This is a genomic window from Nonomuraea sp. NPDC049637, from assembly GCF_040675235.1.
In the GTDB taxonomy this organism is placed as follows: Bacteria; Actinomycetota; Actinomycetes; order Streptosporangiales; family Streptosporangiaceae; genus Nonomuraea.
Genome location: NZ_JBFAOM010000002.1, coordinates 1 through 14,578, shown reverse-complemented (window position 1 = coordinate 14,578; position 14,578 = coordinate 1). Strand labels below are relative to the sequence as shown.

General features: G+C 72.3%; 16 protein-coding genes. 4 read left to right on the top strand and 12 right to left on the bottom strand.

Features of this window, described 5'->3' with window-relative positions:
- Positions 1–70: 70 nt before the first annotated feature.
- Entirely contained in the window at positions 71–874 is an 804-nt protein-coding gene (locus AB0J71_RS02485; protein WP_364412203.1) for an endonuclease/exonuclease/phosphatase family protein, read from the top strand.
- On the opposite strand, the gene AB0J71_RS02480 is transcribed toward AB0J71_RS02485, so the two are convergent.
- From AB0J71_RS02480 to AB0J71_RS02445, 8 genes are all read right to left on the bottom strand, one after another.
- Entirely contained in the window at positions 854–2,671 is a 1,818-nt protein-coding gene (locus AB0J71_RS02480) for an ABC transporter ATP-binding protein (RefSeq protein WP_364412200.1), read from the bottom strand. The genes AB0J71_RS02485 and AB0J71_RS02480 overlap by 21 nt on opposite strands.
- Positions 2,668–3,153 carry a hypothetical protein gene (locus AB0J71_RS02475; protein WP_352322651.1) on the bottom strand — a complete coding sequence of 162 codons (486 nt, stop codon included), beginning with the start codon at positions 3,151–3,153 and terminating at the stop codon, positions 2,668–2,670. The genes AB0J71_RS02480 and AB0J71_RS02475 overlap by 4 nt, the downstream gene beginning before the upstream one ends.
- Positions 3,153–3,650 carry a MauE/DoxX family redox-associated membrane protein gene (locus AB0J71_RS02470; protein ID WP_364412197.1) on the bottom strand — a complete coding sequence of 166 codons (498 nt, stop codon included), beginning with the start codon at positions 3,648–3,650 and terminating at the stop codon, positions 3,153–3,155. Before AB0J71_RS02470 ends, AB0J71_RS02475 begins: the two co-directional genes overlap by 1 nt.
- A gap of 121 nt (positions 3,651–3,771) precedes the next feature.
- Complete coding sequence (locus AB0J71_RS02465) at positions 3,772–3,951, bottom strand: hypothetical protein (protein WP_125645566.1); 180 nt, start codon at positions 3,949–3,951, stop codon at positions 3,772–3,774.
- Between the two features lie 96 nt (positions 3,952–4,047).
- Positions 4,048–4,920, bottom strand: coding sequence for a winged helix-turn-helix domain-containing protein (locus AB0J71_RS02460; RefSeq protein ID WP_364412194.1), 873 nt, complete (start codon positions 4,918–4,920; stop codon positions 4,048–4,050).
- Between the two features lie 51 nt (positions 4,921–4,971).
- Positions 4,972–5,415 carry a S26 family signal peptidase gene (locus tag AB0J71_RS02455; RefSeq protein ID WP_352328004.1) on the bottom strand — a complete coding sequence of 148 codons (444 nt, stop codon included), beginning with the start codon at positions 5,413–5,415 and terminating at the stop codon, positions 4,972–4,974.
- 203 nt (positions 5,416–5,618) lie between these two features.
- Positions 5,619–5,810, bottom strand: coding sequence for a hypothetical protein (locus AB0J71_RS02450; protein ID WP_352328003.1), 192 nt, complete (start codon positions 5,808–5,810; stop codon positions 5,619–5,621).
- Between the two features lie 190 nt (positions 5,811–6,000).
- Entirely contained in the window at positions 6,001–7,278 is a 1,278-nt protein-coding gene (locus tag AB0J71_RS02445) for a serine hydrolase domain-containing protein (RefSeq protein WP_364412191.1), read from the bottom strand.
- 275 nt (positions 7,279–7,553) lie between these two features.
- On the opposite strand from AB0J71_RS02445, the gene AB0J71_RS02440 reads away from it, so the two are divergent.
- Positions 7,554–8,621 carry a serine hydrolase domain-containing protein gene (locus tag AB0J71_RS02440; RefSeq protein WP_364412188.1) on the top strand — a complete coding sequence of 356 codons (1,068 nt, stop codon included), beginning with the start codon at positions 7,554–7,556 and terminating at the stop codon, positions 8,619–8,621.
- A 79-nt stretch (positions 8,622–8,700) separates the two neighbouring features.
- On the opposite strand, the gene AB0J71_RS02435 is transcribed toward AB0J71_RS02440, so the two are convergent.
- The gene (locus AB0J71_RS02435; RefSeq protein ID WP_352328000.1) at positions 8,701–8,841 is read right to left on the bottom strand and encodes a hypothetical protein; all 141 of its coding nucleotides are present in this window, start codon (positions 8,839–8,841) and stop codon (positions 8,701–8,703) included.
- Between the two features lie 234 nt (positions 8,842–9,075).
- Between AB0J71_RS02435 and AB0J71_RS02430 the strand changes: the two genes are divergently transcribed.
- Positions 9,076–9,768: a hypothetical protein gene (locus tag AB0J71_RS02430; protein ID WP_364412186.1), complete on the top strand. Its 693-nt coding sequence runs from the start codon at positions 9,076–9,078 to the stop codon at positions 9,766–9,768.
- A gap of 49 nt (positions 9,769–9,817) precedes the next feature.
- On the opposite strand, the gene AB0J71_RS02425 is transcribed toward AB0J71_RS02430, so the two are convergent.
- Positions 9,818–10,444 (bottom strand): DUF6461 domain-containing protein, encoded by a 627-nt coding sequence (locus AB0J71_RS02425; RefSeq protein ID WP_364412183.1) that lies wholly within the window; start codon positions 10,442–10,444, stop codon positions 9,818–9,820.
- Between the two features lie 164 nt (positions 10,445–10,608).
- Between AB0J71_RS02425 and AB0J71_RS02420 the strand changes: the two genes are divergently transcribed.
- Entirely contained in the window at positions 10,609–10,815 is a 207-nt protein-coding gene (locus AB0J71_RS02420; RefSeq protein ID WP_352327996.1) for a hypothetical protein, read from the top strand.
- Between the two features lie 32 nt (positions 10,816–10,847).
- Here the strand turns inward: AB0J71_RS02420 and AB0J71_RS02415 are convergent, their stop codons facing one another.
- A complete protein-coding gene (locus tag AB0J71_RS02415; RefSeq protein WP_364412180.1) occupies positions 10,848–11,858 on the bottom strand; it encodes a pyridoxal-phosphate dependent enzyme in 1,011 nt (336 codons plus the stop codon).
- Between the two features lie 17 nt (positions 11,859–11,875).
- Positions 11,876–14,578, bottom strand: a 2,703-nt coding sequence (locus tag AB0J71_RS02410) for an MFS transporter (RefSeq protein ID WP_364412177.1), incomplete at its 5' end; no start/stop codon positions are given.

Genomic DNA, 14,578 nt, shown 5'->3' with positions numbered 1-14,578 from the left:
AATCTGATACACCTCTGTCTCCACCAGATCCTGCGTATCGACGAGGGCTGTCGCTGACCGAAGGAGGCCGATGATCAGGCAGCTCATGATCGCCGGGCTGTTGTTACCGAACCTGTCCGTACAGGCGCAGCCCCCTGTCCGCCACGTGATGACGTGGAACGTCTGCGCGGGCACCAACGCCGGGTGCGCGCTCTATCGCCGCTCGGCCGCCGAACTGGCCTGGCACGTGGCGGTGCTGGCGACCGAGGCGGACGTGGTGTTCCTCCAGGAGTTCTGCACGGGCGCCGACGCCGACCTGGAACACGAGCTCGAACGCCGTACCGGCCGGAACTGGAGCGTCCGGTCGGCCGGGCTGAAGTACTCGGACGGTTCCCCGTACCAGTGCCTGCCCGACAGGAACGGCAGGCCGCGAGGGGTGCTGAGCGTCACCCTGGCCGTGGCCGGGGCGGACACCGGCCTCGTCGTCCACCCGCTGACCTCGCCGCCGTGGGGAGCCCGCAGGTACGCCGTCTGCACGGCCGACCGGGCGTTCTGCACCGCGCACTTCTCGTCGGGGTCGAGCTACGACGACAGGCAGAAGGGCAGGCCCTACCGGCACATCCAGTTGCGCGAGCTGTTCGAGCTCGGCCGGGGGGTGATCGGCGGCGACCTCAACCTCGTGCCGCGCGACGCCGCCGCGGCCTACAAGGGCCGCGACGAATGCGACCCGCGCCGGCGCTGGACCTACGTGACCGGCAGGCGGAAGATCGATTACGTGTTCGCCGGCGCGGGCCGCGTACGGAAGTGCTTCGTCGATCACGCCCGGAGCACTTGGTCTGATCACGTCCCGCTGCACGCCTGGGTGAGCGCAGGCTCAACGCCGCCCGCGTCTTGAGGCGAGGTCGGCGGTGTAGCCGCTGGCCTGGAGGGTGAACAGGCGGGCGTATTCGCCGGCCGCGGCCATCAGGGTGGTGTGGGTGCCCTGTTCGGCGATTCTGCCCTCCGCCAGCACCACGATGAGGTCGGCGTCCCTGACGGCGCTCAGCCGGTGGGAGATCAGCAGGCTGGTGCGGCCGGTTCGATGCTCGCGCAACCTGTGGTGGACGGCGTGCTCGGCCTCCGCGTCGAGCCCGGCGCTCGGCTCGTCCAGGACGAGCAGGTCGCGTTCGCCCCTGATCAACGCTCTGGCCAGGGCCAGCCGCTGCCACTGGCCGCCGGACAGCACGACGCCGGAGGTCTCGGCGGCGTCGAGGAAACGGTTGCTGAGCATCGTGTCGTAGCCGTGCGGCAGGGCGTCCAGCGCCGTGTCCACCCCGGCCAGCCGGGCCGCTGCCCTGACCTGCTCGGGTGAGGCGCCGAGCGAGCCGAGCGAGATGTTCTCCGCCGCCGTGAAGTCGTAGGCCACGTAGTCCTGGAAGACCGCGGTCAGCCGGGAGCGCAGCTCGGCCGGGTCGGCGTCGCGCAGGTCCGTCCCGTCCCAGCGGATCGCGCCGCGCGACGGGTCGTAGAACCGGCACAGCAGTTTGACCAGCGTCGACTTGCCGGCGCCGTTGAGCCCCACGAGCGCGACGCAGGCGCCGTGCGGGATGGTGAGATCCACCCCGCGCAACACCCACGGTTGCCCCTCGCCGTAGCGGAACCAGACGTCTCGCATCTCGATCCCGGAGCGGAGGGCGGGCAGCGGGCGGGGGGGCAGGCGTACGGGAAGGTCGGGGGCGGCGGAGACGACGGCGCGGTAGTGTCCGAAGACCAGCAGCGCCTGGTGCAGCCGGGCCAGCTGGGTGACCCCGCCCGACAGCGCGCCCTGCACCCCGGCGACGGCGGCGGCGAAGACGGCCACGTCGCCCACGCCGAGACGGCCGCCGGCGACCGCCCAGATCAGTCCCGCGCCGCCGATCGCGGCGCCGAGCAGGGCGAGCAGCCCGTGTCCGGCCAGCGCGCGCCGTTCCAGGGCCTGCTCCTGGTGGTTGACCGCGCGGATCTCGCCGAGGAGACGGTCGCGCAGGTACGCGCCCAGCCCGAACAGCCGCACCTCCTTGGCCGGCTCGACCGAGGTGAGCAGGTCGGCGTAGAAGATCTGGCGGCGCATCGCCGGGCTGATCCGCCACTCGAGACCCACCTTGCGCCTGCTCAGCGACAGCTGCACGCCCAGCGACGGCAGCGCGGACAGCAGGACGATCGCCGTCATGACCGGGCTCAGCGCCATGAGCGCGGCGACGAACCCGGCCAGCGTGACCAGCCCGCGCACCAGCGACAGGCTGGGGGCCAGGATCTGGTTGGCCGCGCCGGTCCCGGCCTGCTCGGCCAGCCTGAGCCGGTCGCGGAAGCGGGGGTTCTCGAACGGGCCGAGGCCGACGAAGGTGTTGACCGAGGTGAACAGGCGTTCGCGGGTCAGCAGGGCCATGCCGCGGCGCAGCCGTCCGTCGGTGTGTTCGGTCAGGTGCGGCAGCAGCGCGGCGACCAGCCCCACCGCGCCGAGCATGATCGTCGGCATCAGGACGGCACGGCCGCCCGCCAGGCCGTCCAGGATCAGCTTGGTGCACCAGGCGGCGGCCACCGGCGTCGTGCCGCCGGCGAGGACGGCGAGCACCGAGCAGACGGCGGCGAGCGGGGCGGCCCGCCAGGCCAGCCCCCACACCGTCACGGCCCGCCCGGCCAGCCGCACCACGCCGGGCGGGACGTCGTGGGTCATGCGGTGACGGGAGCGCCGAGCCCGGCCACGGTGACCGCGCGCGACCTGACCCGGCCGGAGTCGTCGAGCAGGTAGAAGGCGGGGAAGGCGGAGTTGGGGAAGGCCAGGCAGACCGGCCCGTTGGCGGGCTCGGCGATCACGGTGGCGCTGCCGCGCAGCGCGTCCGCGTAGCTCTCCCCGCCGGGGCCGGACACGACGGCGAGCACCTGCGCGGGGGAGTAGCCCGCGTCGGCGACGAGCTGGAGGAACGGCGGCAGCTGCCCGGGACAGGCCTGGCACTCGGTGTCGAAGAAGCCGATCACCGAGGGCCGTCCGATCCCGCGCACGTCGGGGACGGTCGAGCCCACCGGCAGCAACGGCGGCCCCGAGGGAGCGGCGTGCTGCTCGGCGTGGCGCACCCTGCGGATCACCGCGAACGTCAGCACCAGGTTGAGCGCGCTCATGACGCCCACGATGACCAGGGCTGCGATGACGTACGGCATCAGAGGTTCCTCTCCAGGAGAAGGTCGGCGAGGTCGTCGAAGAGCACCAGCACGGCGGCGAGCACCGCGGCGGCGGCCAGCGCCAGCGCCACCCCGGCGAGTTCGACGGGCCCGCCCGGCGTCGCCCAGCCGGTGACCGCGACCACGATCAGCACCAGGTTGCGGACGATCTGGGCGCGGCTCAGCGGAGCGGCGGTGACGCCGAAGCACCGGCAGGCGGCGGCGGAGCCGCGGCGCAGGGCCCGCAGGATCGCGGCGGCGAAGGCCGCGAGCAGCACGGCGGCCAGCACGAACCCGGCGCGCTCGCCCAGGACGAGCAGCGCCACGGCGGCGCTCTCGCCGGCCAGTGCGGCCACCGCGACCGGCGCGGCGGGCACGCCGGGAACCAGACCGGGGACGGACGACACGAAGGCGCGCCAGCCGGTGGCCTTGCCCGCCAGCGCGGCCAGGAAGACGAGGCAGAGCACGGCCCTGCAGCCCAGCTCTACGTACGGCATGGCTCTATGTACGGCATGGCTTCGGGTACGGCACGGCGCTCCTTCACGGGCGGGTCCTCGCACTCACGGGTGGGGCCGCCCACGGCCCGCTGCGGTGGGGTCGTGGGCGGGGTGTGGAGGGTCAGCAGCACTCGTAGCAGGACACGTAGGTCGTGCAGTCCGGCCGCACGCAGGTCCACGCGGTGTGGTCGAGCCAGTGGTAGCACCAGCACTCGTAGGGGCACCCCCTGGCGTCCGCGGTGCTGGCGGGCAGCAGGGCGCCGAGCATCCGGTCGCCCAACGCCTTGAGTGTGCGAGTCATCCGACCTCCTGGGTGAGAGGGGCTGTGTTCGCCTGATCATCACCATCGGGTCAGGGGAGGGGCAATCCTTTCGGACTGCCACCGAAATGCGACAAATCAGGCACTGTATTCGAGCAGTTCGTGCCCCAGCGAGGTGAGCACGTGCCGCACCGCCCGGCCCTCGCGGTAGGTGTTCACCAGTCCCGCCAGCCGCAACGCCGTCACGTGCTCGGACACCGTGGAGGCGCTCACCGCCAGCGACCTGGCCAGCTCGCCGGTCGCCGAGCCGCCGCCGATCGAGCGCAGCACCCTGGCACGGGCCTGCCCGACGACCTGGGCCAGGGCGTCCGGCGTCGCGGGGCGGAGGGCGCCCTCGTCGCTGACCGGATAGGCGATGACGGCCCTTTTGTCGCCGCGCGGCGGCGACAACGCGAGGAAGCGGCGGCTGGCGCACATCAGCGGCGAGAGCGTCACGCCCCCGTCACCGAGCTCCACCGGCGACGGGCACAGGTCCGAGGTGTCGATCTGCAGGGCGCAGCCGTACCAGCTCAGCCTGGGGGTGAGCCTGGGCAGCGTACGGCCGAAGCCCCGCACGCAGATCAGCTCGGAGCAGCGGTTCACGTGCGCGCTCAGGCGGAGGCGGATCGCGTCCCACTCGGGGGCCACGCAGCTGACGTAGAAGGCGCGCAGCGCGTCGGCGACGTCGCCGAGACCGGGCTGGACGTCGAGCTCGTCGTTGAGCGTGCCCGCTCCGGGCGGCAGCGGCAGATCGGCCCAGAGGAAGCCGGACACGCTGTGCGGCGCGTGGTGGACACGACGTACGAACGGCATGGCTCTGGCAGGCGTCCTGCGCGCCAGATCCCGCCACGGCGATCCGGGCACGGCGAAGCCGGGATGATGCAGGCACAGGGCGGCGAACAGGGTGTGATGCAGTGGGGAGATGGTGAACGTCGTCGCGGCCAGCCCTGCGGCAGAAAAGACCAGACGCATATCCCAGCCCCGTTGTCAGGAAATGTCCGGACATACTGGAGTATGCGGCTGTTAGGACCTGCTAACAAGGGTGCGGAGGACGACCCCCAGAACCCGATCGGCCGGGACGAGCCCCCACAACCGCGAGTCCGCGCTGACCTCCCCGTCGCCCAGCACCACGAGCTTTCCGGGCGGCACCGTGGCGGGCGAACCGGGGCACTGCGGCGGCACCGGCTCACCCGGCAGCGCCGCGACCCGCTTGACCACCCAGTCGGCGGCCGCGACCGGCGGCAGCGGCCCGTCCCGCCAGCGCATCCCCGGCCCGATCGGTTCGAGCACCACGATCTGCCCGCGCCGGAGCGCCTTCCCGCGCTGCACCAGCAACCGGTCGCCGGGCCGCAACGCCGGCACCATGCTCTCCCCCCGCACGGTCACCACCGCCAGCCGGCGCCTGGCCCCGTACACGACCGCGACCAGCAGAGTGATGAATCCGGCGAACACGGTGATCATGGGCATGGCGCGAGCGTAGACGTCCGGACTGTGGGGCTCAAGAACTCGTCCGGTCGGACGGGGGGCTGAAGTCTCGTCCGCGACGAACGCCGTCACCCGGCGAGCGTGACGCTCGGACGGCGTGGGGCGCCCGTTCCCCGGGGGCGGACACTCATGGGTACGGGCGCGAGCGCGAAGGCTTGAAGGGGCGGCATCGCGGTGGTGACCCGCTAGTCGGGGGAGCGCAGGAGCATTGCCTCCACCTCGGAACCGGCATCGGCCGTGCAGACGTACGTGGGTCTTCCGCTCGCCGGGTCAACGGCGTACAGGGTCGCCCGCTTGCCGCACTTCGAGCACCAGGCGTCAGGCCCGCCACCGAGCTCGGCCAGGCCGACCTTGATCTCTGGGATAACAAAAGCCATGCGGGCAGCGTAGGTCGGCCTGGTCGGGACGTCCGTGGTGACAGGGCGTCTTGCGGAATCCATGCCCGTAGATTGTTCGACACGGGAGTGACGGGCTCGGTGGGACACCGGGACAGTCGCCGTCCAGGCATGCGAGAGCTTCCCGCCTGACCGGCCTCACGTGCCGGAAGCCGGTCGGCGGTGGGTTTTGTCAGAGGTAGGTGCCGTAGAGGTCCACGGTGGGCCAGGTGGTCACCGCGTTGGCGGCCTTGTGGAGGGCCGGGTCGATGTCGGCGTAGCTCAGGCCGGAGGCGTCGTCGCGCTGGTTGAACAGGGCGGCCCAGGTCAGCCCGTCATACCGGCGCACCAGCAGGGTGTAGGTGCCGGGGAGGCTGCCGGTGTGCCAGGTGTTGCGGCCGCCGGTGACGTTGCGGACCGACCAGCCGCAGCCGTACCACCAGCCGTCGCCGTTGACGCCGGTCTCGGGCTGCGCGAAGGCCCGGGAGATCGACGTCGAGGTGAGCACCGAGCCGGCGGCGTCGAAGATCCCGGCGAAGCGCACCAGGTCGACCGCCGTCCCCAGCCAGCCGCCGTGCGCGTCCATGTTCTCCAGGTTGAACGAACCGTACGGAGCCGGGACGGAGGTTCCGGAGGCGTCGAACACCGTCTTCCCGGTGTACTTCGAGACGTACGGCACCTCGCCGGTGACGGCGTTGGCCTTGAGCGTGCGCCCGAGCCTCATCCGGGTGATGCCGCGCGGCCCGAGGATCTTCTGCTGCACGTACGTGCCGTACGGCATGCCGCTGACCTTCTCGATGATCCGGCCGAGCAGCAGGTAGTCGTAGTTGGCGTAGGCGTAGGTGCTGCCTGGGTCGTGGTCCAGGGGGAGGCCGCTGGCGTACCGCATGATGTCGGCCTGGCGGACGGGCAGCGCCGCGCCGAGCGCCCTGGAGACCGCCAGGTCGCTGAACATCGGATCGGCCGTGACGGAGGAGTCCCAGCCGCCCAGGTGCTGCAGCAACCTGAGGACGGTCACGTCCTTCAGCCGCGGATCCACCGTCCTGCCGGACGGCGGCGTCAGGGGGAGCAGGTCGGGCAGCCGGTCGGTGAGCTTGAGCTTGCCGTCCTGCACCAGCTTGAGTACGGCCGCGCCGGTGATGGGCTTGCTCAGGCTGGCGATCCGGAACAGCGAGGTCGGCTGGGTCTTCAGGGTGGTGCTGGTCGTCCACGTGTAGCCGCGGGCCAGGACGAGCTTGCCCTTGCGGGTGACGGCGAGCGATCCGCAGGACAGGTTACGGGCCTGCATGAAAGCCTTCATCGTGCTGTCGAAGCTGCCCAGCCCGGCTCCCAGGGTTCCGGTCGTCTTCCACGTCCCGGCGGCGGCGTCCGCCCGGCCCGGCTGACCGGCGAGGAGCCCGGCGCCGGCCAATCCGAGCCCGGCCAGGCCCATCGTCCGGCCGAAATCGCGTCGGGTCAGCCTGTCAGGCATCTGTCTTCCTCCTTGATCGAACAAAACAACAGGGGGCAAACTATCTGAAACTTCGCTGATGGTGGCGTCGATCGCCCGAGCTTGCGGGGGCACGGCAGGCCGGGCTCATGACGATCGTGCACGTGCGGCCCGGTCCTGACCGCGCCCCCGGCCGGGGAAGTTCCGGGCGTGGTAGGGCAGTCCCCACCATCGGGACACCGGTCGGCATGATCGATTCCGGCGCCCGGCGGCCGAAGGATGGGCACGTCACCTCGTCCAAGGGAGTTGCCGAGAACATGCGTGAGTATCTTGCCGTCGCTGCGGCCGCCGTCGTCCTGCTGGGCGCCGCGTCGCCGGCGCCGGCCGCCGCCAAGCCGCCGTCGCCCGCCCTGCAGCAGCAGCTTGACCGGTTGACCCGGCAGGACGGTTTGGCGGGTGCGCTGGTGTCGGTGCGTGAGCCCGGCGGCCGGGTCAGGACGTGGACGTCCGGCGTCGCCGAACGCGGCGCCGACCGGCCCATGGTCGGCGCGGACGCGCACTTCCGCATCGCCAGTGTGACCAAGTCGGTCGTCGCGGCCACCGTGGTGCGCCTGGCGGACCAGGGTGAGATCGATCTGGACGCCCAGGCGGAGCAGTACGCGCCCGGCCTGCTCGACGGCAGGCCGATCACCGTGCGGCAACTGCTGACGCACACCAGCGGCCTGCCCGAGTACCTGCCGCTGATCGACCCGGCCCACATCGGCGGCGACGCCGGCTTCCTGCGTCTGGCCCTGGACGCCGAGCCCACCGGCGAACCCGGCGAGAAGTGGGCCTACTCCAACACGAACTACCTGGTGGCCGGCATGCTCATCCAGAAGGTCACGGGCAAGGACTTCCGGACGGTCACCCGCCAGGGCGTCCTGAAGAACCTGCGGCACACCTACTGGCCGCGTCAGAACGAGCTGGACATCCGCGGCAGGCACGCCCACACCTACGGCGTGAACCCGTTCGACCCGAAGGGCCACGGCAAGGTGGTCGACACGACCCTGGAGCCCGGCTACCGCTTCGGCGCCTCGGGCGGCCTGATCTCCACCCCCGACGACCTGAACCGCTTCTGGCAGTCCCTGCCCGCCTCCACGATCAGGACGATGCTCGCCCGGACCGTCCCGGCCGACGACCCGCCGAAGGCCGACTACGGCCTGGGCGTCTACTCCTACCCGTTCGCCTGCGGCCCGGCCTGGATGCACGACGGCGGCCTGCCCGGCACCCGCGTCCTCAGCGGCCGCGACCGCTCGGGCCGCGCGGTCACCCTCTACGTGACCGGCACCCCGAAGAACGACGCACACATCTTCGAAGCCTTCGGCACCGCCCTGTGCGGCAGGTAGCCCTGGCCATCCGGGGGCGCCGTCACGGGCGGGAGCCCGAGGCATGGTCCGGGTCGGCTGCCTTCTCGCGCCACTGGCATCAACGGCGCAGCAGCAGGCGCAGCAGGCGTAGTGCTCGGGAGCGGCGGCCCGAGTCGGTCGAGAACATGTAGATCATGGCGGGGAGTGTCACCAGCGCGGCGCTCGTCACGACCAGTGCGGCCAGGTGGGGCAGCATCATGGAGCTTCCCTACGATTCCGGAGATCGGCGTTCACCTCGGCCGGTGCCGAGGGCGTGCACCGATCCGTCACGGGTGGGTGTGCGTTCCCCGGGATTCTGGAATCCTGACATCACCATGTCTCCGCAAGCCCCCTGCCGGAGGATCCCCTGGCCGTTCTGCGGGAACGCCTGCGGGACCTGCATCTCCACGCGGGCGAGCCCAGCAGCCGGGCTCTGGCCAGGCAGACGGGCGCGATGAGCCACTCCACCGCGCAGGGGGTGATCCGCTGCGTCAGCCTGCCTCGGTGGGGCAACCTGGAGCTCGTGGTGGAGGCGTCGAAGGGCGACGTCACGGAGTTCAAGGCCCTGTGGATCGCCGCCCACGACCTGCGTTCGCAGCGCGGTCGCCCGCCGGACGCCGAGACCGGGTCCACGGTCCGGACGGAACACCCCCCGGAGCCGGTCCTCGATCCCCTGCATGAGCTGTACCGGCCGGTGGAGGGGGCGGAGGCGGAAGGTCACTCCGGCGCCGTCTGGTCGGTGGCCTTCCATCCGGACGGGCACCTCCTGGCCAGCGGCGGCGACGACGAAACGGTGCGGTTGTGGGATCCCGCGTCGGGACGCGCCACGGCGCCCCCCTTCGTCGGCCCCATCGGCCCGGTCCGGTCGGTGGCCTTCCACCCGGGGGCGGACCTGGTGGCCAGCGCCGGCGATGACGGGTTGGTCCGGTTGTGGCAGCTCGATTCCGGGCAGCAGGTGGGGCGGCCTCTCGACGGCCACACCGGTCCCGTCCGGGCCATCGCCTTCCATCCGCACGGCCATCTGCTCGTCACCGCGGGCGCCGACAGGAAGGTGCGGCTGTGGAAGAGCACTCAACCGCCCGACCACCAAGTGCTGTACCGGCGCATCGACACCTTGCACGCCCGCCTGCGCCGGTCGCGTTCATAGCGGCGATCGCCGGGCGAACACATCGGGACCCGTACCGACGGAGTGCTGATCATTCGTTCCTGATCACGATGGCCAGGAATCGCGAGTCCAGCATGCTCCGGGAGAAGGCGAAACCAGTGAGCTTCTTCGCCAGCGCGAACGACCGTTGGAACGAGGCGTGGATGCCCGGGCCCTGCCGGTCGTGGTCGGGATCCAGCCCTACCTCCCGCATCTCGACGAGCAATCGGTCGGGATCGCTGCCCATGCGCGCATGAGGGGAGAGGTGGTTGAAGCGAGTGATCTGCTCGCCGTCGGTCGCGTAGGTGAAGTGGTCGTCGGCGTGGAGGTTCCGCTCGATCGACACGACCTCGGTCCCGTGGGAGAGAGCCGGCAGCAGGCGGTTGCAGCGGGCTGGTGGCGTCCAGAGTTGGACGAGCACCGTCCAGCCCGCCGTCTCCAGTGCGCCCACGTAGCCACCGCGCAGGTGGTCGGCGTCGATGCACTCCATCGTTCGTTCCTGAAGACCGTCGAAGGTCACCTGCTCGATGTCGCCGGGCCCTGCGCCGAGGCGGGTCAGCGCTTCGCGAGGGGTGAGGGATCGGGCGAAGGACACGTACGAGACGTCATGGAACGGGCCGTACGTGGCCAGCCAGTCGAACTCCTTGTACACGTCCGTCAATCCAGCGCTGAAGCTCATCGGCGCGACCGATGGAGCCAGGTGGCGAGCAGCGAGGCCACGAGCCAACCCCAGCGCCCGCCCGGCTGCGGGGAGCCGGGAGCGGGGACCGAAGGAGTCGTTGCGGATGACAGGTGGCGGCAACGGTGCGACTGTGAAGGCAGGGCGACCTGCTGGAGGAGATCGTGGAACACCCCGAGCTGACCACGGACATGGTTCTCGCCGCCGTCCGGGATCACGGATTCGCGGCCTACGACGTCCTGGTCAAGGACTTTCCGTCGGACGTGGTGGTCGCGGAGTTCACGAAGGCGGCCAGGTCGGGCTTCACCACCTTCGGCGTGGGGGTGCACCTGGCGTCCTTGACGGACAAGGGCCGGGAGCGTCTCGGTTAGGCCCGGTTCGCGCACGTTCCCGACCAGCGGGATCATTCCCGCCAGTCGGGCGCGCGCGACGAAAGGCGATCACGTGCTTCGTGCCAGGGGCTCCTGTCTGGTTCCGTGTTGATCGCGACGTTGCCACCAGAGAGGACGGCGACGACCGGTCCCGGCGGCAGGTGCGCCTGGTGGGCGAGGTAGGCGGCGGTGGCCACCGCGCCGCTGGGTTCGGCGCGTTCGCCCAGCTCCCGCTGGAGCAGGCCGGCGGCGTCGTCGATGGCGTCCTCGGTCACGGTCACCATGTCGTCCACGTACCGGTGGATGTGCTCCCAGGCCAGGGGACCCAGCACCGGCGCGCGCAGTCCGTCGGCCCGCGTGCGGTAGGTCAGCTCCACCGGCCACGCCGTGCGCGTGCCCGACCGGAAGCTGGCCGTCCCGTCGGCGGCCAGTTCGGGCTCGACGCCGATCACCCGGATCGCCGGGTCGGCGGCCTTGACGGCCACCGCGATCCCGGCCAGCAGGCCGCCGTTGCAGACGGGCACCAGGACGGTCCCGGCGTCCGGCAGGTCCAGGCAGATCTCGGTCCCGGCGCTGCCGTGCCCGGCGATGACGTCGAACGCGTCGGAGCCGATCACCGTCGCGCCGAACCGGTCGGCCAGCGCCAGGCAGGCCTCCTCCCGCAGCGCGGGCGGGACGATCACCACCTCGGCGCCGAGCCGGCGCGCGGCGCCCACCTTCAGCTCGGGCGCCGTGTCCGGCAGGACGACGGTCGCCCGCACCCCGTGCTCGGCGGCGGCGTAGGCGATGGCCTGGGCGTGGTTGCCCGACGACTGCGCCACCACGTGCCGGACGCCGCGCCCGGCCAGCCGGCCCACGGCGTTGACCGCGCCGCGTACCTTGAACGAGCGGGTGGGCTGCCGGTTCTCCGGTTTGACCCAGAGCCGTTCGCCGGACAGCCGCAGCAGCGGCGTGCGCCGGACGTACGGCGCGATGCGGTCACCGGCCGCCCGGACGTCGGCCACGGTGACCAGCCGCACCCCCGCCGCCTTCTCCGTTTCCATGGGCTCAGCACCGCCGTTCATGCGCTCAGCACCCTCTCCTGGATGGCGTCCAGGTCGGCCGCGGCCTCGGAGGGCGGGGCGGCGTCCGGGACGAGGTCCTCCAGGTGGTGCAGCGGCCGGTGCCGCAGCCCCAGCAGCCCCCAGAGCACCAGGAACACGCCGCTGGCCAGCAGCACCACCCCGGCGCCGCCGCCGGGCCCGTCGGAGAACCGTCCGGCCCAGTCCGCCAGCGGGCCGGCGGAGAGGAAGCCGATCGGCTGCATGGCCGTGGCGATCATGATGTTCACCGCGAGCACCCGCCCCTGCAGCTCGGGCCCCACCTTGACCTGGATGATCGACAGCCAGTGCGCGTTGCCGATGCTCATGCACGCCAGCCGGACGAACAACCCGGCCGCGACCAGCCACACGACCGGCCACACGCCCATGAGCACCACGCCGAGCCCGGACCCGACGACGAAGCCGATCATGCCGGTCGCCCGCCGCCGGGTGCCGCCCCACACCAGCACCACGCCGGTGCCCACGGCCGCGCCGACGCCGCCGACGGCGGTCACCGCGCCGAGGTCGGCCGAGTCGCCGATGGCCAGCACGACCGGGGTGACCAGCACCCACATCAGCGCGGTGCAGAAGTTGACCACCGCGAAGTAGAGCGCCATCACCATCAGCGGACGCCGCCGGCGCAGGAACCGCCACCCGCCGGTGAGCGCCGCCGTGAACGTCTCCTCGCGCCGGTGGAACAGCCGGTCGGGGAAGCGCACCAGCAGCAGTGTCAGCACGCCGACCGCGAACGTGGCCACGTCCACGGCCACCACCGCTGACAACCCGAACAGGCCGATCAGCGCGCCGCCCGCGAGCGGCGCGACCACGTTGCCCGCGCCGAAGCCCACGTTGGCCAGCGCGTTGGCCTGCGGCAGGTACGGCTTGGGCACCAGCTGCGCGATCGCCGCCAGCCAGGCGGGCTGCTGGAACGCCGACACGACCGAGGTCACGCCCACGATGAGGCAGACGTTCCAGAACTCCAGCCGGTCGGTGGTCAGCAGCAGCACCAGCGCCACCATGGCGATCCCGGACAGGGCGTCGCAGGCCAGCATGATCTTGCGCCGGTCCACCCGGTCGGCCAGCGCGCCGCCCAAGGGCGTGAGCAGCACGGCGGGGATCTGCGCCAGCATCGTGATCAGCGCCAGATCGAGGATCTCGCCGCTGCGCTGGTAGGCCCACACGCCGAGCGCGAACGAGCTCAGCGCCGTGCCCAGCGCCGAGACGATCTGCCCGCCGGCGACGGTGTAGAAGGGCCCCAGTCTGGTGCGCTCGGGCGGGCGCACCGGATCGGGCAGCGTCCCGGCCGCCCAGCGGGTCAGGTGCGCCAGCACGACGGCGGCCAGCGGCTCGGCCTGGTGGCGCAGGAAGTAGTGGCCGGCCCTGGGCAGCACGGCCCGCTCCACCCGCGGCGCGAACGCCGCCCACTCGGTGTAGCGCTCCTCGTGCAGCTCGGTGGCCCGGTCGCGTTCCCCGACCAGGCTGAGGATCGGGGCGCGCAGCGGCGTGCCCTCGCCGGCCAGCTCGTGGCCGAACCACTCCTGCGCCTGGTCGGCGTCGTGCCGCATGGCGCGTACGGCCGTGCGTTTGGCGGCCTCGTCCATGTCGTCGAGCAGGCCGCCCGAGGCGCGCAGCGCGTCGCGGAACAGCCGGTCGGACACCCAGCGGTCGCCGCCGAACAGCCGCCTGACCATTCCGGGCAGCCGTGCGGCCGGGAAGCTGGCGGCGGCGATCACGCCCAGCACGGGCACGCCGTCGGACTCCAGCTTCCGCGCGAGCGCGACGGCGGGCGCGGAGCCCACGCAGTGGCCGTAGATCGCGACCGGGCCCGACGCGGTCGCCGCCACCTCGGCGGCCAGCACGTCCACCAGCTCCGCCAGCGGCAGCGGCAGCTCGTCGGGCCTGGCGGGGTCGTGGCCGGGCAGCTCGGCGGACAGCACCTCCACCCGGCCGCCCAGCGCCCGGGCCAGCGGCTGGTACACCGCCGCCGACCCGCCGCCGTACGGCACGCACACCAGCGTGAACTCGCTGGTCCGGCTGCCGCCCAGGCGGTGCAGCAGCCCGCCGCCGTCCTCGCGGCCCAGGTAGGCGGCCAGGTCGGCCACGGCGGGCCGGGTGAACAGGTCGATCACCCGCAGGCCGCGGCCGATCTCCTTGACCGCGCGGACGGCGGCGAAGGAGTCGCCGCCCAGGGCGAAGAAGTCGTCGCCCGCCCCGACCCGTTCCACGCCGAGCACCCGGGCGAAGGCCCCGGCGACCAGCTCCTCGTTCGGCGTCGAGGGCGCCGCGTACGCGGCCTGCTCGGCCACCGGCTCGGGCAGGGCAGCCCGGTCGATCTTCCCGTTCGGGTTGAGCGGAAGCCGGTCCAGGGCGACGACGTGCGCCGGGACCATGTAGTCGGGCAGCCGCTCACGCAGCGCCGAGCGCACGGCCGCGGCCTCCACGGTCGCGGGCGTCACCCAGGCGGCGAGCTGCCTGGCCTTGCCCTCGCCGACGGGCAGCACCACGGCCTCGGCGACCTGGGGCAGCGCCCGCAGCGCGGTGACGACCTCGCCCAGCTCCACCCGGTAGCCGCGTACCTTGACCTGGTCGTCGACCCGGCCGCGGAACTCGATCTGCCCGTCGGCGGTGAGGCGCAGCAGGTCGCCGCTGCGGTAGCAGCGGTCTTGGCCGGTCAGCGGGTCGGG